Annotated in this window: 25 protein-coding genes and 1 tRNA gene; 14 read left to right on the forward strand and 12 right to left on the reverse strand. The window is 55.8% G+C overall.

Going from position 1 to position 24,527, the window contains the following annotated elements:
- Positions 1-3: 3 nt before the first annotated feature.
- The 8 genes from fliM to fliF form a co-directional block, all read right to left on the reverse strand.
- Entirely contained in the window at positions 4-996 is a 993-nt protein-coding gene (gene fliM / locus V1599_RS16440; RefSeq protein ID WP_112010527.1) for a flagellar motor switch protein FliM, read from the reverse strand.
- 5 nt (positions 997-1,001) lie between these two features.
- A complete protein-coding gene (locus tag V1599_RS16445; RefSeq protein ID WP_395300442.1) occupies positions 1,002-1,511 on the reverse strand; it encodes a flagellar basal body-associated FliL family protein in 510 nt (169 codons plus the stop codon).
- 129 nt (positions 1,512-1,640) lie between these two features.
- On the reverse strand, positions 1,641-2,732 hold the full coding sequence (locus V1599_RS16450; RefSeq protein WP_395300443.1) for a flagellar hook-length control protein FliK: 1,092 nt from the start codon (positions 2,730-2,732) through the stop codon (positions 1,641-1,643).
- The gene (gene fliJ / locus V1599_RS16455; protein WP_395300444.1) at positions 2,729-3,178 is read right to left on the reverse strand and encodes a flagellar export protein FliJ; all 450 of its coding nucleotides are present in this window, start codon (positions 3,176-3,178) and stop codon (positions 2,729-2,731) included. Before fliJ ends, V1599_RS16450 begins: the two co-directional genes overlap by 4 nt.
- Before the next feature lie 12 nt (positions 3,179-3,190).
- Entirely contained in the window at positions 3,191-4,558 is a 1,368-nt protein-coding gene (gene fliI, locus V1599_RS16460) for a flagellar protein export ATPase FliI (protein ID WP_297121613.1), read from the reverse strand.
- On the reverse strand, positions 4,555-5,259 hold the full coding sequence (locus V1599_RS16465) for a flagellar assembly protein FliH (RefSeq protein WP_395300445.1): 705 nt from the start codon (positions 5,257-5,259) through the stop codon (positions 4,555-4,557). The genes fliI and V1599_RS16465 overlap by 4 nt, the downstream gene beginning before the upstream one ends.
- Positions 5,246-6,232 carry a flagellar motor switch protein FliG gene (fliG, locus tag V1599_RS16470; RefSeq protein WP_112010521.1) on the reverse strand — a complete coding sequence of 329 codons (987 nt, stop codon included), beginning with the start codon at positions 6,230-6,232 and terminating at the stop codon, positions 5,246-5,248. Before fliG ends, V1599_RS16465 begins: the two co-directional genes overlap by 14 nt.
- Positions 6,232-7,911: a flagellar basal-body MS-ring/collar protein FliF gene (gene fliF / locus V1599_RS16475; protein ID WP_395300446.1), complete on the reverse strand. Its 1,680-nt coding sequence runs from the start codon at positions 7,909-7,911 to the stop codon at positions 6,232-6,234. Before fliF ends, fliG begins: the two co-directional genes overlap by 1 nt.
- A gap of 265 nt (positions 7,912-8,176) precedes the next feature.
- Here fliF and fliE point away from each other — a divergent pair, with 265 nt between their 5' ends.
- The 8 genes from fliE to V1599_RS16515 are packed head-to-tail and all read left to right on the forward strand — an operon-like array spanning position 8,177 to position 15,129.
- Positions 8,177-8,500, forward strand: a complete 324-nt coding sequence (gene fliE / locus V1599_RS16480) for a flagellar hook-basal body complex protein FliE (RefSeq protein ID WP_112010519.1) — start codon at positions 8,177-8,179, stop codon at positions 8,498-8,500.
- A 15-nt stretch (positions 8,501-8,515) separates the two neighbouring features.
- The gene (locus V1599_RS16485) at positions 8,516-9,370 is read left to right on the forward strand and encodes a CheR family methyltransferase (RefSeq protein WP_112010518.1); all 855 of its coding nucleotides are present in this window, start codon (positions 8,516-8,518) and stop codon (positions 9,368-9,370) included.
- Positions 9,367-10,422 carry a chemotaxis response regulator protein-glutamate methylesterase gene (locus V1599_RS16490; RefSeq protein ID WP_112010517.1) on the forward strand — a complete coding sequence of 352 codons (1,056 nt, stop codon included), beginning with the start codon at positions 9,367-9,369 and terminating at the stop codon, positions 10,420-10,422. The genes V1599_RS16485 and V1599_RS16490 overlap by 4 nt, the downstream gene beginning before the upstream one ends.
- Positions 10,423-10,434: 12 nt before the next feature.
- Entirely contained in the window at positions 10,435-10,824 is a 390-nt protein-coding gene (cheY, locus tag V1599_RS16495; RefSeq protein ID WP_112010516.1) for a chemotaxis response regulator CheY, read from the forward strand.
- Between the two features lie 2 nt (positions 10,825-10,826).
- Positions 10,827-11,465 (forward strand): protein phosphatase CheZ, encoded by a 639-nt coding sequence (gene cheZ / locus V1599_RS16500; protein ID WP_395300447.1) that lies wholly within the window; start codon positions 10,827-10,829, stop codon positions 11,463-11,465.
- An 18-nt stretch (positions 11,466-11,483) separates the two neighbouring features.
- A complete protein-coding gene (gene flhB, locus V1599_RS16505) occupies positions 11,484-12,629 on the forward strand; it encodes a flagellar biosynthesis protein FlhB (protein ID WP_395300448.1) in 1,146 nt (381 codons plus the stop codon).
- Entirely contained in the window at positions 12,629-14,722 is a 2,094-nt protein-coding gene (gene flhA / locus V1599_RS16510; RefSeq protein ID WP_112010513.1) for a flagellar biosynthesis protein FlhA, read from the forward strand. The genes flhB and flhA overlap by 1 nt, the downstream gene beginning before the upstream one ends.
- Positions 14,719-15,129: a flagellar protein FlhE gene (locus V1599_RS16515; protein ID WP_395300449.1), complete on the forward strand. Its 411-nt coding sequence runs from the start codon at positions 14,719-14,721 to the stop codon at positions 15,127-15,129. The genes flhA and V1599_RS16515 overlap by 4 nt, the downstream gene beginning before the upstream one ends.
- Before the next feature lie 63 nt (positions 15,130-15,192).
- Here the strand turns inward: V1599_RS16515 and V1599_RS16520 are convergent, their stop codons facing one another.
- From V1599_RS16520 to V1599_RS16530, 3 genes are all read right to left on the reverse strand, one after another.
- The gene (locus V1599_RS16520; RefSeq protein WP_395300450.1) at positions 15,193-15,852 is read right to left on the reverse strand and encodes a class I SAM-dependent methyltransferase; all 660 of its coding nucleotides are present in this window, start codon (positions 15,850-15,852) and stop codon (positions 15,193-15,195) included.
- Between the two features lie 131 nt (positions 15,853-15,983).
- Positions 15,984-16,481 (reverse strand): tail fiber domain-containing protein, encoded by a 498-nt coding sequence (locus tag V1599_RS16525; RefSeq protein WP_395300451.1) that lies wholly within the window; start codon positions 16,479-16,481, stop codon positions 15,984-15,986.
- Between the two features lie 98 nt (positions 16,482-16,579).
- Positions 16,580-16,963, reverse strand: coding sequence for a DUF1090 domain-containing protein (locus V1599_RS16530; RefSeq protein WP_395300452.1), 384 nt, complete (start codon positions 16,961-16,963; stop codon positions 16,580-16,582).
- 504 nt (positions 16,964-17,467) lie between these two features.
- Here V1599_RS16530 and mtfA point away from each other — a divergent pair.
- The 5 genes from mtfA (at position 17,468) to V1599_RS16555 (ending at position 21,445) form a co-directional block, all read left to right on the forward strand.
- Positions 17,468-18,265: a DgsA anti-repressor MtfA gene (gene mtfA, locus V1599_RS16535; RefSeq protein ID WP_395300453.1), complete on the forward strand. Its 798-nt coding sequence runs from the start codon at positions 17,468-17,470 to the stop codon at positions 18,263-18,265.
- 100 nt (positions 18,266-18,365) lie between these two features.
- Positions 18,366-18,441, forward strand: a tRNA-Asn gene (locus V1599_RS16540).
- Positions 18,442-18,978: 537 nt separating this feature from the next.
- Positions 18,979-19,290: a phage holin family protein gene (locus tag V1599_RS16545; RefSeq protein WP_258458389.1), complete on the forward strand. Its 312-nt coding sequence runs from the start codon at positions 18,979-18,981 to the stop codon at positions 19,288-19,290.
- Positions 19,277-19,663, forward strand: a complete 387-nt coding sequence (locus V1599_RS16550; RefSeq protein ID WP_395300454.1) for a M15 family metallopeptidase — start codon at positions 19,277-19,279, stop codon at positions 19,661-19,663. The genes V1599_RS16545 and V1599_RS16550 overlap by 14 nt, the downstream gene beginning before the upstream one ends.
- Positions 19,664-19,918: 255 nt before the next feature.
- Positions 19,919-21,445: an aryl-sulfate sulfotransferase gene (locus tag V1599_RS16555; protein WP_395300455.1), complete on the forward strand. Its 1,527-nt coding sequence runs from the start codon at positions 19,919-19,921 to the stop codon at positions 21,443-21,445.
- A gap of 161 nt (positions 21,446-21,606) precedes the next feature.
- On the opposite strand, the gene V1599_RS16560 is transcribed toward V1599_RS16555, so the two are convergent.
- The gene (locus V1599_RS16560) at positions 21,607-22,746 is read right to left on the reverse strand and encodes a cytoplasmic protein (protein ID WP_395301587.1); all 1,140 of its coding nucleotides are present in this window, start codon (positions 22,744-22,746) and stop codon (positions 21,607-21,609) included.
- A 130-nt stretch (positions 22,747-22,876) separates the two neighbouring features.
- Between V1599_RS16560 and V1599_RS16565 the strand changes: the two genes are divergently transcribed.
- Positions 22,877-24,430, forward strand: a complete 1,554-nt coding sequence (locus V1599_RS16565; protein WP_395300456.1) for a bifunctional metallophosphatase/5'-nucleotidase — start codon at positions 22,877-22,879, stop codon at positions 24,428-24,430.
- The last annotated feature ends 97 nt before the right edge of the window (positions 24,431-24,527 follow it).

Here is a 24,527-nt window from a genome sequence, read left to right on the forward strand (position 1 = left end):
AAATTACTCCTTGTTGAATGATAGTAACGAAGGCTGAATCATCTGCTCGACCTTCAGGGCATATTGGTTGTTAACGGCACCGTATCTGGCGGTAAAGACCGGCACGCCGCCCACGCTGGCTTCGATAAATTCCTGCTTGTCCAGAGCGATCACGTCGCCTTTTTTCAGCTGCATCACGTTGGACAGCCGGGTGCCGATGTCGGCAAAGCGCGCCGTCAGCTCCAGCTCGGTTTCGCGCATCTGGCTCGCCAGCATGCCGCGCCACTCGGTGTCCTCATGCCGGGAGTTGTCCATCGGCGGGTTGCTCAGCAGCTCGCGCAGCGGCTCAATGGTGCTGAACGGGATACAGATGTTGAACTCCCCGCGGTGCGAGCCGATCTCCACCGAAAACGGCGTGGTGACCACCACATCGTTCGGCGAGGAGGTGATGTTGGTAAACTTCACCTGAATTTCAGAACGGATATATTCCGTCTTGATTTTGTAAATCGAGCTCCAGGCAAACTCGTAGGCCTCGCGCGCCATCGACAGCATGCGGTGGATCACGCGCTGCTCGGTCGGGGTAAATTCGCGCCCGTCCGCTTTGGTCGGAAAACGCCCGTCGCCACCGAAGAGGTTGTCCACGGCCATAAACACCAGCCCCGGCGAGAACGCCATCAGCGAGGTCCCGCGCAGCGGGTTAAGGTGCAGCAGGTTGAGGTTTGTCGGCACCGGCAGGTTGCGCGCAAACTCGTGATACGGCTGGATCTGGATATTTCCCGCCGTGATGTCCGGGCTGCGGCGCAGCAGGTTAAACAACCCCATGCGGAACTGTCTGGCAAAACGCTCGTTGATAATTTCCAGCGAGTGCAGACGCTCGCGGATCACCCGGCGCTGCGTGTGCGGATCGTAGGGTTTTATCCCCGCGTCGGCCCTGCTGCTGTTCGGATCGCGGCTGCTGTCTGCATCCGCATTCAGCAACCGGTCGATCTCATCCTGAGATAAAAAGCTGTCAGCCATAATAATTACCGCAGAATAAATTCATTAATAAGGACGTCAGTGACGCGAATAGACTGGTTAAACGCCAGAGGTTTATCAAGCTCGGCCCTGATGTTATTAATCAGACGTCGCTTTCCTTCATCCGTGGATAAATCGTCATAGGTTTGCTGGGTCAGCAGCATAAATACGCGGCTGCGGTATTCCGGTAAATATTTTTGCAGCGCGGCCAGCGACGCTTGTTCCGCGACCCGAATCGACAGGCCCAGATAGAGAACGCGATCCGACTCACTGGTCGTCGGCTTCAGGCTAACGGTAAAGGTATTCATCGAGGCGTACAGCGGCTCGACTGGCACAGGGGCCGGTGCAGGCCGCGCCGCTGTTTCAGCCTCAGCCGCCGCCGCGGGCCTGGCGAACTTCAATTCCCAGAACAGGTAGCCCGAAAAACCGCACGCGGCAACGGCAGTCAAAAACATGAACGTCATCAGAAGCGAGCGAGATCCTCCGCCGCTGGCGACCTTTTTATTTTTATTACTCATTGAACGTACACCTGATAAATAAGTGAGGGTAGTCGATTACCCTCGGGTCAATATGGCGGATATTGTAGTCCAGATCGTCATCCTGATAATCAGGCGATAAAATTTCATTACTGAACGTAATTCAGCACTTCACGCAAAGGTATTAATTCCATATATATTTCCCGGCGTGGTGGTTAATAGCGTTGGCACCACGTCGCCCTCAGCGTCATTCTCTTCACCTTCCCTCTGCACCTGCGGCTCTCCACGGGCGTTGCCCTCCTGCCCATTCGCGGCGGCCTGCTGTCCCTCCGCGCTGACGTTGGCCTGGCCGAGCTGGATCCCCGACTCCGCCATCGCCGCGCGCAGCTGCGGCATGGCCTGCTCCATCATCTGACGAACGTGTCCGTGCTCGCTCACGATGTGGATTTGCGCCTGATCCTGCTGCATGCGTAGCGAAATATGCAGCGAGCCCAGCTCCTCCGGGTTCAGGCGGATCTCGGCGTTGTGCAGGCCGTTCCGGCTGAAGATGGCGATGTGCTGGCTGACCGACTGCTTCCATTCCGGCGTTTCCGGCGGATGGCTCACGGTCACCACCTGCTGCGGCGCGTGGGTAAGGCTGGTGCGCACGGCGGCGGGCATCGCGACGGCGCTCCCCGACGGCGTTGTCGTCGTCATGTCAACGGCGTCGGTCGCAGCGGCCTCGCTGGAAGGAACCACCGCAGAAGCCTGCACGGCTGCGGATGTTGACGCCGCAAGCGGGTTGACCGGCGCGGGCCTATCGGCCACGGCCAGCGGGACCGCCAGCCTGCCGCGCGGCTCACCCGCCCTGACGCCGCGATCGCCCGCGCTCTCGCTCATCGCGCCCTCCACGGGTTTCCCCACGGCGGGGCGCGCGGCGGCGTCGGCCCCGGTCACGCTGCGGGCAACCAGCTGCTGGAGCTGCCACTGCGGGCTCTCCCCGCCTTCACCGTCGTCGAGCGTCACGCCCGTCTGGGTTTCTGCCCGCTCCCGTTGTCCGGTCATCAGCTCGGCCTCAAGGTCTGGCATGTCGGCCACCTCCTGCGCCAGCAGCCCGGCGGGCAGCGCGGCCACCAGCATCTGCGGCTCTATGCCCGGGAAGAGCTGCGCCAGGGAAGCCAGCCTGTCGTCCAGCTCGAGGCTAAACCCCTTGTCAGAAAGCGCTCCCGCCTTTGGTTTTTCCTGCATTCCACCCAGTAGCAGGGTGGCCATATCGATGTTCATAGCCTTTCTCTCTTCTGTCCGGCACGCTGGGCAAATTCATCCATCAGCTTCTGTTCGTGGCGGCTTTGCGCCTGCGCCTGCGCCGAGGCGCGTCGCGCAATCAGCGTTTCAAACGCGTTCAGGCGCTGTTTGTTTTGCACCCAGCTCTGCTTAACCCGATCCACCTCTTTCTCACAGGCGTTAACGTGGCCTTCCTGCTGCTTAACCACCTGCCTTAGCGCCACAATAAACGACTGGTGATTCACCAGATCCGCCACCGACATGCCGCTGCCCATCATTCCCTGACGCAGGGACTGCTGGTACTCGTTCTCGTAGCGTTGCAGCTGCTGGTGCTGCGTGACCGCCTGCTGCAGCTGCTGCCGGGCGCCGCCCAGCGCGCGGGTGGTTTCGGACAACGTCTCTTCTGCCATGTCCCGCAGCAGGTTCATCGGGTTATTCACCTTCATTGCGTCACCGTTTTACCCCGTGATGTCCGGGAACAGCCCGGAGAGCGCGCGAACGGCGTCGTCATAGCCGCTGCGCTCGTGGATCGCCTGGTGGAGGAACGCCTCCAGAGCCGGATATTTGTCGATAGCCTGGTCCAGCAGCGCGTCGCTGCCCTTCACGTACGCCCCCACGCTCACCAGATCGCGGTTGCGCTGATACGCCGAAAGCAGCTGCTTAAAGCGCTGCACCTTGCGGTACTGGGCGTGCGGGATAAGTTCCGTCATGGCGCGGCTGATCGAGGCTTCCACGTCGATTGCCGGATAGTGGCCCGCCTCGGCGAGGCGGCGCGACAGCACGATGTGGCCGTCGAGGATCGCGCGCGCCGAGTCGGCAATCGGGTCCTGCTGGTCGTCCCCTTCCGTCAGCACGGTGTAGAACGCGGTAATCGACCCGCCGCCCTTCACGCCGTTGCCGGTGCGCTCCACCAGCGCGGGCAGGCGGGCGAAGACCGAAGGCGGATAGCCTTTGGTGGCCGGAGGTTCGCCAATCGCCAGCGCCACCTCGCGCTGCGCCATGGCGTATCGCGTCAGGGAATCCATGATCAGCAGGACGTTCAGGCCGCGCTCGCGAAAATCTTCGGCAATGCGGGTGGCGTACACCGCGCCCTGCATGCGCAGGATCGGCGAAACGTCCGCCGGTGCCGCCACCACCACCGCGCGCGACAGCCCTTCGTCGCCGAGGATGTTCTCGATAAAATCTTTGACCTCGCGCCCGCGCTCGCCGATAAGCCCCACCACGATGACGTCGGCGGTCGTGAAGCGCGCCATCATGCCGAGCAGGACGCTTTTCCCCACGCCCGACCCGGCGAAGAGGCCCATGCGCTGGCCGCGTCCCACCGTCAGCAGGCCGTTAATCGCCCGCACGCCGACGTCGAGCACGCTTTTTATCGGGTCGCGGTGCAGCGGGTTAAGCGTGGGAGTAAAGAGGCCGGCAGAGGGTTTACCCGGCGCGGGACGTCCATCCAGCGGGCGCCCCTGCGCGTCCAGCACGCGGCCCAGCAGGTGCGGGCCGACGGGCAGCTGCTTGCCGCGGTGGCTGTCGCCCTGCAGGGCGTAAATGCGCGCCCCCGGCAGAATGCCGTCCACGTGCTCAAGCGGCATCAGGTACAGGGTCTGGCCGCTGAAGCCCACCACTTCGCTTTCGACCGGCACAATGCCCGCGTCGGTCTGGCGCTCAACGATGCACAGCGCGCCGATGGGCAGCTTCAGCCCCACGGCCTCCATCACCAGCCCCGTGGCGCGCGTGAGCTTGCCGTACTGGCGAAAATCCGGCACCTGCGCCAGCTTTTCCTCCACCCGATCGATTGCCGAAAGCCACGCCTTTAGCTGCTGCTGGCTCATTGCGCGAGCTCCTCGCGCGCCAGCTGGCAGATGGCCTGCCAGCGCGTCTCCAGGCTGGCATCCACCTCAACGTCCGGCGAAACCACCCGGCAGCCGCCCGCGGCCAGCTGCGCGTCGCGGTGCAGCGCCCAGCCCATCGCGCGCAGCGTGTCGCCGAGCGCCTCCTCAACCGCGGCGAACTCCTCCGGGTTAACGTACAGCTGGAAGGTGCCGTGCAGCAGCGGGTCCTGCTTCATCAGCTTGCGGATCTGCGTAATCAGGGCGTGGTTATCCGCCACGGTGGACGAACCGTATAATTGCTGCACCGCTTCCAGCGAGAGCTGTACCAGGCGGGCAGGCACAAGGCTGTCGAGGTTTTCCAGCGCCAGCTTCACGTTGCTTACCCACAGTTCGGCCTGGCGCAGCAGCGCCTGCTGCTCAACGCGCGCCTGCTCCAGGCCCTGCGCAAACCCGGCCTCGCGGCCCTCTTTGACGCCCTGCTCGAAGCCCTGCTTGCGCCCCTCTTCCTCGCCCTGCTGCTGCCCCTGGGCAAAGCCCTGTTGCTCCGCCTGCTTGCGCAGGCGCGCCAGTTCGGCCTTCAGCTGGGCCTCCGACTGGGCGTTATCCAGCGTGGGCAGCGGCACGTCTACGGTTTCACCCAGCAGGTTCTCCGGCTGCCAGCTGCGCCATTCGCGCGGGGTTTTATCATCAAACATAGGCATCGTCGCTGCCTCCAATCAGGATCTCGCCGGATTCGGCCAGGCGACGCACCACGTTGAGGATTGTCTTCTGCTCGGCTTCGACCTGCGACAGACGCACCGGGCCGCGAGAGGCCAGATCGTCGGTCATCAGCTCCGCCTGACGGCGGGACATATTGCGGAAGAACTTCATGCGCAGCGGCTCGTCGGCCCCCTTCAGCGCGATGATCAGCGTTTCGCTCTCGATTTCCTGCAGCAGGCGCTGGATGCTGCGGTCTTCCACGTCCACCAGGTTTTCGAACAGGAACATCTCGTCGACAATTTTCTGCGCCAGCTCGCCGTCGAACTCGCGCACCGCCTCGATCGCCGCCTCCTCCTGGTGAGACTTCATCAGGTTGAGAATTTCGGCCGCCGGACGTACGCCGCCCATCTTGCTGCGCTTGAGGTTCTGGCCGTGAAGCAGGTTGTTCAGCACTTCCGTCAGCTCCTGCAGCGCGGCAGGCTGCACGCCGCCGAAGGTGGCGATACGCAGCATGATGTCGTTACGCTCGCGATCCTCAAATTTGCCCAGCACATCCGCCGCCTGGTTGCGCTTGAGGTGCACCAGGATGGTGGCGATGATCTGCGGATGCTCTTCGCGGATAAGGTCGAACACCGCCTGCGGGTCCATAAAGTTGAGCGTCTCGATGCCGTTGGTGCCCTGGTGGGTATCCAGCAGGTCCTCCAGCAGCGACGAGGCGCGCTCTTCGCCCAGCGCCTTGACCAGCACGCTGCGCAGGTAATCGTTGGTGTTGAGGCTGAGCGCGGCATATTCGCTGGAGTCTTTCCTGAACTCTTCCAGCACCATGGCCATCTGGTCGTGGGTGAAGCCCGCCATATTGACCATCGATGCGCTAATCTGCTTCACCTCGTGGGCGTTGAGGTGCTTAAACACCTCTGCGGCCAGGACATCCCCCAGCGTCAGCATGACGATGGCGCTTTTATCTGAAGCATTCATTATTTCGGCTCCTTACTCATCCACTGACGGATCACCAGGGCGATAACGCGAGGCTCCTGCTCCGCCAGCTCGCGCAGCTGCTGGCTGTGCATTTCGGTATCCACTTTCTGCTGCGCGCGGTCGCGCACGCCTTTTTCAGCCGCGCGTTTCTTCGCGGCAAGCTCTTCTTCTCGCGCCTCTTTTTCCATCTCAAGACGACGCAGCGTGGTCTCCTGATGGCGGGCCCACGCGGGCTGCACCAGCTTGCGCCACATCACCCAGGCGATAATCGCAATCACCAGGTAGCGGGCAATGGACATCAGCAGCGCGTAAAAGCGATCCTGCTTCCAGAACGGCGGCACAGGCTCATCCACGACGCCGTTAAACGCCGAGTTAAGAATATTGACGCTGTCCCCGCGCGCGGCGTTGTAGCCGATCGCCTCTTTCACCAGCGCGTTGATGCGGGCGAGTTCGGCCTCGCTAATCGGGCCCGGCTTGCCCTCTTCGCCCTGCGGCAGGTGGTTGATCACCACCGCCACGGAGAGGCGCTGGATGCGCCCGGCGTTAGATTTGGTATGGGTAAGCGTGCGGTCCACCTCAAAGTTGGTGGTTTCGTCGCTGCGGTTGTTGTAGGGCTGCGCGCCGTCGCTGGCGCTGCGGGTACCGGTGGTTTTTTCTTTTTTATCGTCGGCTGGCGTACCCAGCGGCTGGGTGATTTCCGAGGTTGCAGGCGGTGCGGGCGTATTGCTTAGCGCACCCGGCACGCCGCCGGCGCCGCGGCGGTTGCCCTGCTCCGCGAGGCTCGCCTGACGGCTGCGGATCGCCATTTTTTGCGGATCGGCGTTTGGCTGATACTGCTCCTGCGTCTGCTCCTGCTCGGTGAAGTCAATCTGCGCCGTCACCTGCGCGCGGATGTTTCCGTCGCCCACCAGCGGAGCCAGAATGCGCTGAATGCGCTGCTGGTAATCGCTTTCAATTTCATTGGTATATTTCAGATGCGCCGTTTGCAGGCCGCGCACGCCGCTTTGGGTCAGCAGGTTGCCGCGCTGATCGACAATCGTGACGCTGTCGGCAGACAGCCCGGTCACCGCGCTGGAGATAAGATGGGTAATTGCCACCACCTGCGCATCGTCCAGCACGCGCCCCTGAATGAGGTTCACGGTGACCGAGGCGGTCGGCTTTTTTTGCTCGCGCACGAACATCGACGGCTTTGGCGTGGCCAGATGCACGCGCGCGCTCTGGATAGGCCCCAGGTTTTCAATCGTGCGGGCCAGTTCGCCCTCCAGCGCGCGCTGGTAGTTCACCTGCTCGGTAAACTGGCTGATGCCAAACTTTTCCTGGTCCAGCAGCTCAAAGCCGACCGAACCGCCTTTCGGCAGCCCCTGCTGCGCCAGCTTCATGCGCACTTCGTGCACCTGCGATCCCGGCACCATAATCACGCCGCCCGGCGCGTCGATGCGGTAGGGAATGTTGAGCTGGGTGAGCTGCGCGACAATCGCGCCGCCCTCTTCATCGCTGATGTTGCTGAACAGCACCCGGTAGTCCGGCTCCTTTGCCCAGAACATGAGCGCAATCAGAACGGAAAGCGCCGCCGCGCCGCAAATCACCAGCAGGAGCTTCGGGCTGCCGCGCAGCGAAAGCAGCATCGACTTAATGCGATCGGCTGGATTATTCGTTACATCATTTAGTGTGGCACTCATGCCGTATTCCTGTATGAAATAGCGCGCATCACGGATGCACGTCAGCTCACGAAATTCGCGAGAGTGTTGTCGACGATTTCAAAAAGCAGAAGAATTTTTCAGGCGGGCATTATCGTCTGAAAGGTATTTTTTTTAAGGATAAATAAGCTCAAAGTTCTGTCGGCTTATTGGATTTTCTGGGGTTTTTATTCACGTGGTAAGCTGTCGACGTTTAAAAGATGCGCAATAAACATCGTTTTCAATCTTATTTATCAGGAACTGAAAAATGTCAGCAACACTAATGCGTGGCGTACTCGATCAAATTCAGACCCAGGCACAGCAGGTCAGCGGCCCGTCTCACCGCCTGCAGGCAGCGCGCGGCGACATGCCCTCGTTTTCTGATGCTTTATTTAACAGCATTAACGAAATAAATAAAACGCAGCTAGAAGCGAAAACAAAAACGCAGGAATGGATGTCCGGCAGCAGCGATATTGGGCTTAATGACGTGATGCTGGCGATGCAGAAATCGTCTATTTCATTCAGCTTTGGCATGCAGGCGCGTAATAAAATGATCGGCGCCTATCAGGAAATAATGAATACTCCGGTTTAAGGCCAATCCGCTTCTATGAGTGAAATTAACAGCATTCCTGCACGTTTATCCCTTAATACGCTTTCTTTGTCTGACGGCGAATTACAGCGCATCGGGAAATTAATCTATAAGCGCGCGGGAATTGTCGTCAACGCCCAGAAGCGGGAGATGATTTTTAATCGCCTCTCGCGCCGCGTGCGCGCCCTGGCGCATACCAGCTTCAGCGACTATATCGCCCTGCTTGAATCGCACTCAGAGCACCCGGAATGGCAAAACTTCATCAACGCGCTGACGACGAACCTGACCTCGTTTTTCCGCGAGTCGTACCACTTTCCGATCCTCGCCCAGCACGCCCGCCCGCGCGGCAGCGGCTATCGCGTCTGGTGTACCGCCGCGTCGACGGGTGAAGAGCCGTGCTCGATTGCCATGACGCTGGACGAGGCGCTGGGTCCGTCCCTTTCGGGGCCGCGCGTCTGGGCCTCGGATATCGACACCGAGGTGCTGACCAAAGCGGAAGCGGGCGTCTACCGCCTGAGCGATCTGGACGCGCTGACGCTGGCGCAAAAGCGGGCCTGGTTTCTGCGCGGCGCGGGGGATAACAGCGAGATGGTCAAGGCGAAGCGCGAGCTGCTCTCCGCCATTCACTATCAGCAGCTCAATCTGCTGGATGAGAAGTGGTCCGTTCCCGGCCCGTTCGACGCCATTTTCTGCCGCAACGTGATGATTTATTTCGATGCGCCCACGCAGCAGCGCCTGCTGCAGCGTTTTGCCCGCCTGCTTAAGCCCGGAGGCTTGCTGTTTGTCGGCCATTCGGAACATTTTAACCATTCACATATTCCGCTGCGCCTGCGCGGCCAGTCGGTTTATGAACTGACGGAGACAACACGGTGAGCCCGATTCGCGTGCTGGCGGTCGATGATTCAGCCCTGATGCGCAACATGCTGAGCGCGGTGGTGAATCAGCAGCCCGATATGGAAATGGTGGGAACCGCGCCGGACGCGTTTATCGCACGCGAGCTGATCAAACAGCTTAACCCGGACGTCCTGACGCTGGATATCGACATGCCGCGCATGGACGGGCTGGAGTTTCTTTCCCGGCTGATGCGCCTGCGCCCGATGCCGGTCGTGATGATCTCCTCCCTGACCACCCGCGGCTCCGCGGCGACCCTGCGGGCGCTGGAGCACGGCGCGGTGGACTTTGTGCCGAAGCCGGAGCACCGCGAGGAGGACAATATCGCGCGCTGGAGCCAGCTGGTGATTGAGAAAATCCGCATCGCCGCGCGCGCCAGGCTGACGCCGCCTGCGCCAACCGCCAGGCCGCTGCTCGCCGGGATTAGGGTGCGTCAGCAAAGCATTATCGCCATTGGTTCGTCCACGGGCGGAACGGAGGCGCTGCGCCAGGTCCTGATGCCGCTTCCGGTCAGCACGCCGGGGATCGTGATCGCCCAGCACATGCCCGCCGGGTTTACCTACTCCTTCGCCCAGCGGCTTGACTCGCTGTGCCAGATTGCCGTGCGCGAAGCGCAGGACGGCGAGCCGGTGCTGCCGGGGACTGCCCTGATCGCGCCCGGCGATCGCCATATGGAGATCATCGGCCAGGACAGCGGCTACCGGATCAGGCTCAGCGATGCGCCTGCGGTTAACCGCCACCGCCCCTCCGTCGATGTGCTGTTCGACTCGGTGGCCCGCCAGGCCAGCCGGCACGCCAGCGCGGCGATCCTGACCGGAATGGGCGGCGACGGCGCGCGCGGCCTGCTGCATTTGCGCCAGACCGGGGCGTTCACGCTCGCGCAGAGCGAGGCCACCTGCGTGGTCTTCGGCATGCCCCGCGAGGCGATTGCGCTCGGCGCGGCGAAAAAGGTCGTCGATCTTGGCGATATCAGCCAGTGCCTGCTGGACAGTTTTGCTTATAAAAGTTCCCCTAAAACCGACTCACGACGTTAAGGAGATTTACCCATGTCGGATAAAAATATGCGTTTTCTGGTGGTGGATGATTTCGCCACCATGCGGCGCATCGTACGAAACCTGCTGAACGATCTGGGCTACAAGAACGTTGACGAAGCGGAAGACGGCCAGGACGCGCTGAACAAGCTGCGCGGCAGCGATTTTGACTTCGTGGTCAGCGACTGGAATATGCCGAACGTCGACGGCCTGGAGCTGCTCAAAACCATCCGCACCGATGCGGCAATGGCAAAATTGCCGGTGCTGATGGTTACCGCCGAAGCGAAGAAAGAGAACATCATCGCCGCCGCGCAGGCGGGCGCTAACGGCTACATCGTCAAGCCTTTCACCGCCGCGACGCTGGAAGAAAAGCTCGGCAAAATCTTTGAAAAACTCGGGCAATAATCATGAGCACGCCGTTAAACCTGCAGGCGGATAACGCCAAAGAGATCTTCTCCCGCATCGGTCACCTTACCCGCCTGCTGCGCGACAGCATGGCCAACCTTGGGCTGGAGCAGGCGCTGAAGGAAGTGGCCGATGCGTTTCCCAACACCCGCGACCGCCTGAACTACGTGGTTGGCAAAACGTCGCAGGCCGCCGATCGCGCCTTGACCAGCGTAGAAGCGGCACGCCCGCTGCAGGAGAGTCTGAGCGAGAACGCCACGCAGTTGACCGAGCGCTGGGACGCCTGGTTCGAAAACCCGCAGCCTCTGGAGGATGCAAAAGCGCTGGTTAAGGACACCCGCAGCTTTCTGCACGAAGTGCCTGAAATGACCCAGCAAACCAACCGCCAGCTGACCGAAATCATGATGGCGCAGGATTTTCAGGATTTGACCGGCCAGGTGCTGCAAAGCCTGATGCAGGTGATCGCCACGGTGGAAGAAGAGCTGATCAGCGTGCTGGTGGAGAACATGGGCGAACGCGCCGTGGACGCGCAAAACGATGACGCGCAGCTCAAAAACGGGCCACAAATTGACGCCAGCGTGAAGGGGATCGTCGCCTCTCAGGAGCAGGTGGACGACCTGCTGGAGTCACTCGGCTTTTAATCATGCCGGGCTAATGCCATGTCAGAAGAAAACGACAGCGAAAAAACGGAAGACCCCACGCCCCACCGAAAGCAAAAGGCGCGAGAAGAGGGACAGGTTCCCCGTTCGCGCGAGCTGACCAGCCTTTCCATGCTGCTGGCAGGCTGGGGGCTGATCCTGATCGGCGGGAGCTATCTGGCAAACAAGCTGCAGCACCTGCTGCACAACGGTTTGACGTTTGACAGGCTGCTGGTCAGCGATCCGCAGCAGATGCTGCACCACGCGGGCTCGCTGCTGGGCATGGCCTTTCTGGCGATCCTGCCGTTCGTGGGCGGGCTGTTTCTGACCGCCGTGGTGACGCCGTCAATTATTGGCGGCCTGAACATGACCGCCAGGGCCATCAAGTTTGACCTTAAAAAGCTCAACCCCCTGAAGGGCATCAAGCGCCTGCTTTCCGCGCAAATGGTTTCCGAGATGGTGAAAAGCATTTTGAAGGTGTTGCTGGCGGTGACGGGCGGCGGGCTGTTTTTGTGGTTCAACAAGAGCCGTTTTATCAACCTGATGTTTGAGCCGCTGGGGATGGCGCTGGTCGACATTAGCGCCCTGCTCCTCGGCTGCATGCTGGTCATTATTTTATCGCTGATCCCGATGGTGGCCTTCGACGTGGTTTACCAGCTCTGGAGCAACGTCAAGAAGATGCGCATGAGCATGAAGGAAATCAAAGACGAATTTAAAAACCAGGAAGGCGACCCGCAGATCAAAGGACGTATCCGCCAGCTGCAGCGCCAGATGGCGCAGCAGAGAATGATGACCGACGTCCCCACCGCCGACGTGGTGGTGAATAACCCGACCCACTTTTCGGTGGCCCTGAAGTACCAGGAAGGCGCGATGGGCGCGCCGCTCGTGGTGGCACGCGGCAGCGGTCCGATCGCGCTGCGCATCCGCGAGCTGGCCGAAGAGCACCGGGTCCCTATGCTTGAGGCGCCGCCGCTGGCGCGCGCCCTGTATCGCCATTGTGAACCCGGCGCACCGGTTCCCGCCGAGCTGTATAGCGCGGTCGCGGAAGTGCTGGCCTGGGTTTATGGCCTGAAGCGCTGGCGCAAAGGCTACGGCTCGCGTCCGCTGACACCTAAAGATCTCCCCGTTCCGGCGGGGATGGATTTTGCACAAGAGAGTAGAGAGTGATGGCCAATATCGCCACCCGATTACGTTTACCCAACATGAAGGAAACCCAGTGGCAGGTGCTGGCCGGCCCGGTGCTGATCATGACCATCCTTGCGATGATGATCCTGCCGCTGCCTGCGTTTGTGCTGGATTTGCTGTTTACCTTCAATATCGTCCTGTCGATCATGATTTTGCTGGTCGCCATGTTCACCCAGAACACGCTGGAGTTTTCGGCGTTTCCGACGGTGCTGCTGTTCTCGACGCTGCTGCGCCTGGCGCTTAACGTTGCTTCCACGCGCGTGATCCTGTTGAACGGCCATACCGGCCCGGAAGCGGCGGGCCGGGTGGTTGAGGCCTTTGGCCACTTCCTGGTAGGCGGCAACTTTGCCATCGGCATCATCGTGTTCGTGATTCTGATCATCATTAACTTTATGGTGATCACCAAGGGCGCGGGGCGTATCGCAGAGGTGGGCGCGCGCTTCTCGCTCGACGGGATGCCGGGCAAGCAGATGGCGATCGACGCCGACCTGAACGCCGGCTTAATCGGTGAAGAAGAGGCGAAGCGTCGTCGTAAAGAGGTGACCCAGGAGGCCGATTTCTACGGCTCGATGGACGGTGCCAGCAAGTTCGTGCGCGGCGATGCCATTGCCGGGCTGCTGATCATGGCCATCAATATTATCGGCGGCCTGGTCATCGGCGTGATGCAGCACGACATGACCGCCAGCATGGCCGGTGAGACCTATACCCTGCTGACCATCGGCGATGGCCTGGTGGCGCAGATCCCGGGGCTGGTGATTTCGACCGCGGCGGGCGTGGTGGTCACCCGCGTGGCGAACGACCAGGACGTGGGCGAGCAGATGGTGGGCCAGCTGTTCACCTCCCCGCGCGTGGTGGTGCTGGCCGCGGGCGTGATCGGCCTGCTGGGCCTGATCCCCGGAATGCCAAACTTTGTGTTTCTGCTGTTCACCGCCGCGCTGCTGGGCACCGCCTGGTGGCTGCGCGGGCGCGAAGGGGAAACGAAGAAGCCGGGTGCGGTTCACGCCGATGCCGACGCCGCCGATGCCGAGGTGGCGCAGGTTCACGAAGCCACGTGGTCCGACGTGCAGATGGAGGATACGCTGGGCCTGGAAGTGGGCTACCGCCTGATCCCCATGGTGGACCATGAGCAGCAGGGCCAGCTCCTGACGCGCGTGCGCGGCATCCGCAAGAAATTTGCCCAGCAGATGGGCTTCCTGCCCCCTGCCGTGCACATTCGCGATAACCTCGACCTGGCGCCGACGCACTACCGCATCTTGCTCAAAGGGGTAACGGTGGGCCAGGGCGAGGTTCAGCCCGATCGCTGGATGGCGATCAACCCCGGCTGCGCGGAGGGTGAAGTGCCCGGCACGCCGTGTACGGAGCCGACCTTTGGCCTTCCGGCGCTGTGGATTGATGAAGTTCACCGCGAGCTGGCGCAGACGCTGGGCTATACGGTGGTTGATCCAAGCTCCGTGGTGGCAACCCACCTTAATCATCTGATTAGCACCCACACGGACGAGCTGTTCGGCCGTCAGGAAGCGCAGCAGTTGCTCGACCAGATTGCCAAACAGTCGCCGAAGCTGATTGAGGACCTGATCCCGGCGGTTATCAGCCTGACCACGCTGCACAAGGTGCTGCAAAACCTGCTTTCCGAGCGCGTGCCGATCCGCGATATGCGCACTATCATCGATACGCTGGCCGAATTTGCCACCGCCCAGAGCGACGCCGACGAGCTGACCGCACGCGTGCGCGCCCGCCTGTCCCGCGCCATTACCCAGCAGTGGTTCCCGGGCGAGGACGACATTCAGCTGATTGGCCTCGATCTGTCTCTTGAGCAGCTGCTGGTGCAAGCCACCCAGAGCGGCAGCGCCATTGAGCCGGGCATTGCGGAGAACCTGATGAAGGAGACGGAAAAAGCGCTGCTGCACCAGGAAGGGCTGGGCGCGCCGCCGGTGCTGCTGGTAAACCCTGCCCTGCGACTGATGCTGTCGCGCTATTTGCGCCGCATCTTCCCGCAGCTGGCGGTACTGTCCAGCCAGGAGCTCAATACCCAGCGCAACGTGCGCATGACCTATCTGATCGGAGGCAAAGCATGATGACGCGCGCGCTCGCGGGGCTGATGCTGGCCTCGCCCCTGGCGCTGGCCGCCGACGGCTCCTGGAGCAGCCAGAGCTTTGGCGGCACGATGACGCGGGGAGGTCAGGTGGTGAAAAGCAGACCGGTGCAAAGCCCCTCTCCGCTCGCCTCCGGCGCGATGGCCTCCCGCGCGTACTGGAAAATTACCACCAGCGGCCCCGCGCCGGTCGGGATGCGCATCCGGCTGTGCAGCGCCGCCCGCTGCCTGATGCTGCCCGGCATGGCGGGTGAGATCGCCCTCCCGACAGATATGTCCCCCGGCGGGCCGTTTCGGTTTGAATACGCCACCGCCAGGGGCGGGATATTCAGCTCGCCCGTCACCGTGCTAAGCAATGCGCTGACGGTCGCGTATACCTCCCCACGATGAAAAAAGGCGTTACCGTTTACGGGTAACGCCTTTATAAGGGATGAACGTTGTGCGGGGCGTTATTTAGCCCTTCTTTCTTTCGGCCTTAAATAGCGCGACTTTCCCTTCTACCTTAATGTCCACGCGGTCAAAGGCGGCTGAGAGAATAATTCGCAGATCCTCAACGCCGTCCTCCCGGTTTGAGAAGATGCCCTTTTTGTTATAAACCGCCATCAGCTTGCGCCCAAAGGCATTATGGTTGGCCTCATCGCCCAGTATGGTCGCGCCGAAAAGCACGCCATCGCGGGTTAACGCGTCGGCAGCACGGTGGATGACGGGGGCCTTCTCTTTCATCGTGCCGGGCAGACAGTGGAGCAGGTAGAACATTGAAATAGAGTCAAACTGATTGTGCAGGTGCGCGGGATAAGGGTTGAAAACGTCGTGCAGAACGGACGCCTTGATCCGGTCTTTGCCCACGCGCGCGGTCGCCGCATCCAGGCTTGACGCATTCAAATCAATCAGCGACACGCTGCAGATATCCGGCGCGTACGTCAGGTAAAAGCCGGTTCCTACGCCCACGTCCAGATGATTGCTTTTCATATTATTTCTGAAGTGAGGGACAAGGTGACGTTGGGTTTGGCACTGCCAGGCATAGCGATTCGAAATACGCAGCACCCACCAGTCATACAGCTTTAGCGCCAGGGGCGTGTACACTTTAATTCCATCATTTGTTTCTTTATTCATCAAGGCTCCCCCAATGTAAAATTGCAAAGCGAAAAGGGTGCCAGCATGACACAATAACGGTGATTTTCAATAAGCTAACGAGCCTGCGGGCATTGTGCCGCAGGCTTACGCTTAGAAAATAGTCGGCGAGCTTATTTTTTTAATGCACATTTAGCGACATCTGCTTTGAGCGCGTTTATCTGCTCCTGCTGCTCGCGTACGGCTTCAATAAGTGGCGCAACCAGCTTTTGATAATCAACCTGCTTAACGTCGTCTTTCGTTTTGACCAGCTCAGGATAAACTTTTTCGACATCCTGGGCGATCAGCCCCACGTCGGCCGTTTTATTCTCTTTCCAGGTGTAGGAGACCCCTTTCAGTTTTAGAATATTTTCCAGCGAGCGATCTAAGGGCTTAATGTTTTCTTTGAGACGCTCATCGCTGAAGGGGCAGCAAAGCGAACCGGCGTCTGCCCAGGTATAGGTAGAAAGCAATAAAGGAACAGCAGCGAAAGCGATTTTTCTGAATGGCATAACGTCTCCAATAACGATACGTAGCGCATTAGCGCCTTGAATAAACAGGTAGAAAAAACGGTTATCAACACAATCTTTGCCGACCCGTAAACAATAACAGTAAAATAGCCATCGCCCCATCCCTTCAATAAGGCAATAAGCGCGCAGATTTTTCGGCAATTAATAAAAAAGGGGCTGCGTATTTGCAAGCCCCTTTAGAAATCGTGAATCAGATGCGTTTATTTTGCCAGCTCGGCCTGCGCCTCGCGTAGTTCTTCACGCGCTTCATTCAGCTTTTTCTCTTTTTTGGCAATCTTGTCGCTGCGGCCTGAGGCTTTCGCTTCGCGCAGCTCCTGCTCTCTTTCAGCCACTTTTTGCTCTTTCTCGCTGACCTTCGCTTCTCGCGCTTTTACTAACGACGCGTCAGTGCAGTTTTCCGCTATTTCTGAATAGGCTTTTTCCAGCCCGGCAACGCGGTGCGTATTACCGTACTTTTTCGCCTGGTCTATTTGCTGCTGAACGCTCTGTTTTTTGGCGGCGCACCCGGTGAGTGAATCGCTGGCGATGGTAGCAAATGATGTAGCCATCAGGGAAAGCGCACAAAGCATTGTCAATTTTTTCATCTTAATAACACTCCTTAATAATAACTTATCCTCAACCTGAGTGTACGTTAACGAAATGAATTAGGACACGGTTTATTCGTCAAACCAGGATTTTTACAACAAATAAATATAAAGACGTAATAAAGAGAGGATATTGCGTACTTATTTAGGGTTAAATGGGCTAATCATTAATCCTTTAATACGGATTTTTCTTATCAGCAACGACGCGTTGTGCACGCACCGTGATGGCGCGAGCAACTCCGGCCCTGGGAGAACGCAATGGCCGTCGCGTTGATTTGCACGTAAGAAGCTGATTACGCGTAAATTAACGACTAAGCTCACAAAATGAAGGACCGACTTGCAAAGCACTATTCACCCTTCGACCTAAGTGATAACGTTGCAGCGGTGCTGGTCCTCCTCCGGCATCTAGCCGTTTTGATGGTTGCCATCAGGGCGGGTTGTTTGGCATGTTAACCAATCCCGATCTTTCATTTTTGTTCTGGTAGCGAGTTTGCGAGCAAAGCGATGATTAAGTGGCCCTGGAAATCGAATGAAACCCGCCCGGATATGGCGTTGCCATGGGATGAGGCGCTGGCTATTCCCGTACTGGCGAACCTTGAGCCGCATGAACGGCTTAAGCTGATTCAGCTGGCCGACCGCTTTTTGCAGCAAAAACGCCTGGTTCCGCTGCAGGGTTTTGAGCTAGACCCGCTGAAAAGCGCGCGCATCGCCCTCCTCTTCTGTTTGCCCATTCTGGAGCTTGGCATTGAGTGGCTGGACGGATTCCACGAGGTGCTGATTTATCCTGCGCCGTTCGTGGTTGACGACGAGTGGGAAGATGATATTGGCCTGGTCCACAGCCAGCGCGTGGTGCAATCGGGGCAGAGCTGGCAGCAGGGACCGATCGTCCTGAACTGGCTCGATATTCAGGATTCGTTCGATGCCTCCGGCTTTAACCTGATTATTCATGAAGTGGCGCACAAGCTGGACACCCGCAACGGCGATCGCGCCAGCGGCGTTCCCTTCATCCCGCTTCGCGACGTGGCGGGCTGGGAGCACGACCTGCACGCGGCGATGGACAATATTCAGGATGAGATCGACCTGGTTGGCGAAAGCGCCGCAAGCATTGACGCCTACGCCGCCACCGATCCGGCAGAATGTTTTGCCGTGCTGTCAGAATATTTCTTTAGCGCGCCCGAGCTGTTTGCGCCGCGCTTCCCGGCGCTGTGGCAGCGTTTCTGCCACTTTTACCAGCAGGACCCGCTTCATCGTTTACGTCAACATGGCGGCCCTGACGTTAATTCATCCGCTCAAGTACACTAAAACGGCAGTTTGCGGCAAAATTAATCATTTGAATCAGCAGCTTAATTTTAGTGTTGACACACATTAACGGGGCCATTAACATGCGCCTCGTTCACACGATTCCTCTGTAGTTCAGTCGGTAGAACGGCGGACTGTTAATCCGTATGTCACTGGTTCGAGTCCAGTCAGAGGAGCCAACTTCTTGTTTCTATGCGTTTCAGCTGTATTGATACAAAGAGCCAGCATAGAAATCCCTCGCAGCACGCGTTTGGTTTATTTCCCCGCATCGGGATATATTGACGACCTCATTAAGGTCATTCCAGTTAATACTGCCAGCAAAATCCGTGCGACTCAGCCTCAAACCACTCACTCTTAAATTGACCGACGTCCCTATTCAGTCTCCTTCTATCAATCCGGGCAGTTTACGCGTCTGGTGTGTCACCTATTGCCTTTCCCAGTAGCCGCCGCCTCACTGGTTCCCCTTTCTCCTGCTTGTCCCTCTTATGCATTCTACTGCTAAATATAATAATCGAAATCAATAACACAAAACTATCATTCATAAAAAATCGATCGATAAAAGCTATTAAATACCTTTCGTGTGACATTCGTCACAAAATTGGGTCGCTCAACGTTTATTATTCACTCCATAGCGAAGTATTTAATATTAATACGCAAAATTAATCTCATTGTGCAATTAAATATATCCACCTAAACGAGCTTCGGAGGTAATTGTTTTGCCATGGAAAGACCCATCATCAAATGCATTTTTTAGCTGGATTTACATACTATTATTCGGCGCGTGGGGAGGTGTCGTTAGATATCTTCTTGACGTTAAGTCTGGCAAGTCAGGAAGAAATATATTTTCGGCTGTAGCACAAATCATAGTATCAGGATTTACCGGTGTACTTGCTGGATTGATGTCGCAAAGCCTTGGAACTGTATTTCATACTTCACTTGCAATTAGCGGTATATCCGGCGCAATGGGTGTTGTTGCCCTTAATTATTATTGGAAAAAAATTTCTGGAGAAAGTAATGATAAATCATGAATTCAGTAAAACCACTGAAAAAAATCTTAAAGGCGTGCATAAGGATCTTGTTGATGTGATGAGAAAAGCATTGAAACTCTCACCTGTAGATTTTGGTATTTCGGAAGGGTTAAGAAACCAAAAGCGCCAGCTTGAGCTATTAGCATCAGGGAAATCTTTAACGTCAAAAAGCAGGCATTTTACGGGACACGCCGTCGATGTATTCGCCGTCATCAACGGCACGGCATCATGGGAGTTTAAGCATTACCAGACTATTGCAACGGCTGTGTTTCAGGCAGCTAAGGAGTTAGCTGTTGATGTTGAATGGGGAGGGAACTGGATCGAAATAAAGGATGGCGTTCATTTTCAACTTTCGCGAAAGATGTATCCATAATAGCATCTAAAATATTTAACAGATATATTACTGTAGATAATATGATATACCAGCAATTGCGGGATGATTAAACACATCCTCATTTATCCATCTATTTATTATAAAGGAGCATTATACTACAAATACATTTTTAACTACCACAGCACTAAATTATAGGTCAGGTATTTATTGCTCGCTATTTCCATTAGCGACGCTTTGCTGCCATGACAAAAAACGTATCCATATTTTATTGAAAAAACCTAAAGGAATTTAATCATGACTATTACTTATGTGAAAACTGAACTTGCACCATCCGACAACCAGCTCGCTGCATATCTTTATTTTACTTCCGATACGCCAGTAAGCTACTCTTACACTGTCTCAAAACGGACGACCAGCCCAACCAGCGTAGATTTTACCTATGCATCAGATCTGATTTATGGTGTTTCTCAAACCATCAAAATCCCTGTTATTGGCCTTTATGCGCAATATGCAAACAGCGTGCAGGTCGTGTTTAAGGATGAAACTGGAGCTGAAGTTTTCAATCAAGCATTTACCGTTAGCACCGAAGATCAGGTTTATGATAAATCTGTTATTTTCCACCTCGACATTGAACAAACAGACCCTGCACTCTTTACTTCCGTCTGGGGAAATAGCTGGTTAATGGAATCCACAGGCCGCGGTTACGACAAGAATGGTGACCTGCGCTTTAACTTCTTATCGGTTTATCATCTCCAGCCGTTGCGGATCCACAATGGCTACCTCTATACCGGTAGCGATGAAGATATGTCGTGGTATGGTCGTCGCTTTTTCAAAATTGACATCATGGGTAATGTCGTCTTTGAATTCGACATGCGTGACTCAGATGGCAACCACTACTCAAACACTCACGATTTAGTCTGGGATTCTGCAGGCGATCTGTATATGTTTGGTAACGACATCCCAAATCGGATAACCAATACGCGAGGACAAGATGCCCTGGTACTTAAATTCAACGATCGGACCGGGAAAATGATTTGGGCAAAAAATTATACCAGTGAGTATAGTGGCTCTCAAATCTTGAATAATAGTACGCCTAATGACATTCATTTAAACTCCCTTTCATGGATTGCAAGCAGTCCAAACAATGAAGAGGCCGTTATTGTTCACTCCCGTTCAACAAGTACGACTTTTGGTATCTCTATCGTTGATGGTAGTATTTTGTGGGCAATCAACACAGGTAATTTCAACCCGCAGTTCCCGGTAAATCCAGACACGATTCATATTGATATCTCAGGAATTACCAACTTTGAGAACGGTGCTCACACTGCATGCATCACTAACAACAGTGCGTTTGCAGAATATATCGATCCGACCGTGGGGAAATTTGTTTTATCCATCTTTGATAACAGATCCTGCCTTGATGCGAATGAAAACCCTGTTGTTCGTCCGATCAATGACAACGCGACGACCGATGCCTACTCGACGCCTCCGGCTCGCATTCTGTTCTATGCTGTAGACCTGGCCGCCAAAACGGCTGTGGAAATTCACGCACCTATTGAGTTACCAACAAAACCCATCGTCCAGTGGACTGATTTCATGGGTAATGTTTTTGACCATGACGATTACTTCTCTATTTTCACCAACCATGCCCGTTCATTCTTTATCTCCGATGTGAACGGCAATATGATTGCCAGCATCTATGATGTCATCGCACTTCCTGATGGAGCACCTCAATTCCCAGCCGAGGGCTATCGCGCAAGATTATTTAACGAAACGGAGCTGACTGACGTAATCACTGCGGCATCCATTCATGTAAATTAATAACGTTATGTAATTAAAGACAGAAGCAACCGGTCAGCAGGTTCTAATTACCCCCTGATCTCACTGCAAATGTTAAAAGGGTTCATGTATCTGCATGAACCCTTGACGTTATATCCCAGAGGCGTAGATCAAAATTGTTTACCGAAGAGATTTAGCGCCCCTTATTCTCCTGACGTTTGAGGGAGTTTATCGTTATATTCATGTGCCAGGGAAATAAAAATTTGCATTAGGCGCCCAGCAGATAGTTTGGCACTGTGCGAAAATTCATCTTGCCCATTAAGCCAGCGACGAAAATACCTGCTGGCCCTTAATGAGAGCATTTTAGCGTTACGCTTATCGCCCCCTGTTAACGGACATACCATCCTGCGGTTTTCCCCCTGCCCCCATAGCTGCCACTGAGTTTGCCACCAGCCGTGCTGTGTTTTGCTCAAAAAAGTCCAGGGTATATCACTTTCACTTTCATTCATTTCTTCTTCTATATACCAAAGCCCACCTTCCCGCTGGCGAAAAAGATCTGCCCAGGCGGTAATAACGGCTCCTCGAAGAAAACACTCGTGTGAAATAACGTGCGTCTTTACCTGAGGGAAAAGGATGTTCAGAACCCGAAAATGCCCGTGCGCCGCAATAACGGGACGCAAAATTGCACCTCTTGCGTTACGCTTAAGCATCGCACTCCCGTACTGAATTTCATCAAACTGGCTTCGGCGTAGAAATTGGATCTCGCGCATATCAACGCGATTTACGATATCACTGTGATGCAAATCAGGCTCAATAATCCCCCGCCAGCGATACCGTAGCGTTTCACCGACAAGATGCTGAGTAAAATTCGTCGAGATATGAAGAACACTACCGCTAACGGCATCGAAGCTGATTAAAACATACAGCTTCTGTTCTGAGCTGTTCCCCTGGAAAGGCACAATTAATGAAACGGTTTCAATGCGTTCAGGAGGGGCAAGTTTTCTTTGCTTTTGCCGTTTAGGTGTCCAGACTTTTCTACAGGCTCGGCACTGAACGCGCTGCGTCCCCCGTGGGGTATGACCATAACAAATTATTTCTTTGCGATAACATTCTGGACAAAAATGACCATATTCTGAAGCATAGTCACTTAAGTACGCAGACAGCCATTCATTAAATTGCTGTTCATCAAACAGCGGAGGATAACTCCCGCATGCTCGGCAGTGTAATGCCGGATATCCCAGCCTGTAGTCGGGCCAACTATAATCTGCACATGCCGATATGGGTAACCCCAAATTGCGGCAACCAAACGATTTGCAGGTATTAATCGTAAATAGAGTCAATATGTCACCAACGATTTCAAAAGGTCGCTGATTTTGCATCATAACTCTTGGTTAATTGTGTGAGCAGACTCGCATAAAAAACCCTTTCAGAACGTAAAGTAGCGAATCTTTATATGACTGAAAGGAACTGATTGTGAATATTAAAGCGGTCACCGTAGGTATTCTGTTGGCATTACCATTTTGGGCCAGCGCCAAGGATGTCACCCTTATTTACACCAACGATCTCCACGCTCATGTGGAACCTTATAAAGTACCGTGGATTGCTGATGGTAAACGAGATGTTGGTGGTTGGGCTAATATCACCACTCTGGTAAAAGAGGAAAAAAGTAAAAGTAAAGCAACATGGTTTTTTGATGCGGGTGACTATTTTACCGGGCCTTATATCAGTAGCTTGACGAAGGGAAAAGCAATTATTGATATTATGAATACCATGCCGTTTGATGCCGTCACGATAGGTAACCATGAATTTGATCACGGCTGGGATAATACGTTATTACAGCTAAGCCAGGCAAAATTCCCTGTTGTACAGGGCAATATATTCTATCAGAACAGCAGCAAATTATTCTGGGGCAAGCCCTATACCATTATCGAAAAAGATGGCGTGAAAATTGGCGTCATTGGTTTGCATGGCGTGTTTGCCTTCAATGATACCGTCTCCGCGGCAACGCGCGTAGGTATTGAAGCGCGTGATGAAATTAAGTGGCTACAGAGCTATCTTGATGAACTGAAAGGAAAAGTTGACCTTACCGTATTGCTGGTTCATGAAGGCACGCCTGCGCGCCAGTCCAGCATGGGAGGGACGGACGTGCGCCGTGCTCTGGATAAAGATATTCAAACTGCAAGCCAGGTGAAAGGCCTGGATATCCTGATTACGGGGCATGCGCATGTTGGTACACCGGAACCGATTAAAGTCGGTAATACGCTGATCCTCTCAACCGACAGCGGCGGGATTGATGTAGGGAAACTGGTGCTGGACTACACGCAGCCGCATCAGTTTACGATAAAGAATTTCGAGCTTAAAACCCTTTACGCGGATGAGTGGAAGCCCGACCCGCAAACGAAACGGGTTATTGATGGCTGGAATAAGAAACTGGACGAAGAGGTTCAACAAACGGTGGCGCAGTCGCCGGTTGAATTGACGCGTGCATATGGTGAATCAGCCTCGCTGGGGAATCTGGCTGCGGACGCTTTGCTGGCCGCTGCGGGTAAAGATACACAGCTAGCCTTAACCAACTCAGGCGGTATACGTGATGAGATCCCGTCTGGTGCGATTACGATGGGCAGCATCATTAGCGCATTCCCGTTCCCTAACGAACTGGCCACGATGGACCTCACGGGTAAACAATTACGCGCGTTGATGGAACATTCCGCAAGTTTAAGTAATGGCGTTCTGCAGGTATCAAAAGGCCTTGAGATGAAATATGACAGCAGCAAACCGATCGGTCAGCGGGTTGTCGTATTGACACTTAATGGCAAACCGATTGAGGATGCCACCGTCTACCACATTGCCACCCAGAGCTTCCTTGCTGACGGTGGAGACGGTTTTACCACGTTTACAGAAGGTAAAGCGCGCAATACAACAGGCGGTTACAACGTTTCTAACGCGGTGATCGATTACTTCAAAGCGGGCAACATCATTACAGATGAACAACTCAACGACAAGCGCGTTGCGGATGTGAAAAAATAAAGCCATAAAATAACATCCATTGAAAATCGATTATTACAGTCGTAATAGATTCAACGGCATGTGGCCCAAGGGTTTATGCATCTGCATGAACCCTTGG

The sequence above is a fragment of the Enterobacter sp. ECC-175 genome (assembly GCF_043968675.1).
Classification (GTDB): domain Bacteria; phylum Pseudomonadota; class Gammaproteobacteria; order Enterobacterales; family Enterobacteriaceae; genus Enterobacter.

Coding starts and splice junctions, on each gene's coding strand:
- fliM (WP_112010527.1), bottom strand. CDS start 996: ATGGCTGACAGCTTTTTATCTCAGGATGAGATCGACCGGTTGCTGAAT.
- V1599_RS16445 (WP_395300442.1), bottom strand. CDS start 1,511: ATGAGTAATAAAAATAAAAAGGTCGCCAGCGGCGGAGGATCTCGCTCG.
- V1599_RS16450 (WP_395300443.1), bottom strand. CDS start 2,732: ATGAACATCGATATGGCCACCCTGCTACTGGGTGGAATGCAGGAAAAA.
- fliJ (WP_395300444.1), bottom strand. CDS start 3,178: ATGAAGGTGAATAACCCGATGAACCTGCTGCGGGACATGGCAGAAGAG.
- fliI (WP_297121613.1), bottom strand. CDS start 4,558: ATGAGCCAGCAGCAGCTAAAGGCGTGGCTTTCGGCAATCGATCGGGTG.
- V1599_RS16465 (WP_395300445.1), bottom strand. CDS start 5,259: ATGCCTATGTTTGATGATAAAACCCCGCGCGAATGGCGCAGCTGGCAG.
- fliG (WP_112010521.1), bottom strand. CDS start 6,232: ATGAATGCTTCAGATAAAAGCGCCATCGTCATGCTGACGCTGGGGGAT.
- fliF (WP_395300446.1), bottom strand. CDS start 7,911: ATGAGTGCCACACTAAATGATGTAACGAATAATCCAGCCGATCGCATT.
- fliE (WP_112010519.1), top strand. CDS start 8,177: ATGTCAGCAACACTAATGCGTGGCGTACTCGATCAAATTCAGACCCAG.
- V1599_RS16485 (WP_112010518.1), top strand. CDS start 8,516: ATGAGTGAAATTAACAGCATTCCTGCACGTTTATCCCTTAATACGCTT.
- cheY (WP_112010516.1), top strand. CDS start 10,435: ATGTCGGATAAAAATATGCGTTTTCTGGTGGTGGATGATTTCGCCACC.
- cheZ (WP_395300447.1), top strand. CDS start 10,827: ATGAGCACGCCGTTAAACCTGCAGGCGGATAACGCCAAAGAGATCTTC.
- flhB (WP_395300448.1), top strand. CDS start 11,484: ATGTCAGAAGAAAACGACAGCGAAAAAACGGAAGACCCCACGCCCCAC.
- flhA (WP_112010513.1), top strand. CDS start 12,629: ATGGCCAATATCGCCACCCGATTACGTTTACCCAACATGAAGGAAACC.
- V1599_RS16515 (WP_395300449.1), top strand. CDS start 14,719: ATGATGACGCGCGCGCTCGCGGGGCTGATGCTGGCCTCGCCCCTGGCG.
- V1599_RS16520 (WP_395300450.1), bottom strand. CDS start 15,852: ATGAATAAAGAAACAAATGATGGAATTAAAGTGTACACGCCCCTGGCG.
- V1599_RS16525 (WP_395300451.1), bottom strand. CDS start 16,481: ATGGGGCGATGGCTATTTTACTGTTATTGTTTACGGGTCGGCAAAGAT.
- V1599_RS16530 (WP_395300452.1), bottom strand. CDS start 16,963: ATGAAAAAATTGACAATGCTTTGTGCGCTTTCCCTGATGGCTACATCA.
- mtfA (WP_395300453.1), top strand. CDS start 17,468: ATGATTAAGTGGCCCTGGAAATCGAATGAAACCCGCCCGGATATGGCG.
- V1599_RS16550 (WP_395300454.1), top strand. CDS start 19,277: ATGATAAATCATGAATTCAGTAAAACCACTGAAAAAAATCTTAAAGGC.
- V1599_RS16555 (WP_395300455.1), top strand. CDS start 19,919: ATGACTATTACTTATGTGAAAACTGAACTTGCACCATCCGACAACCAG.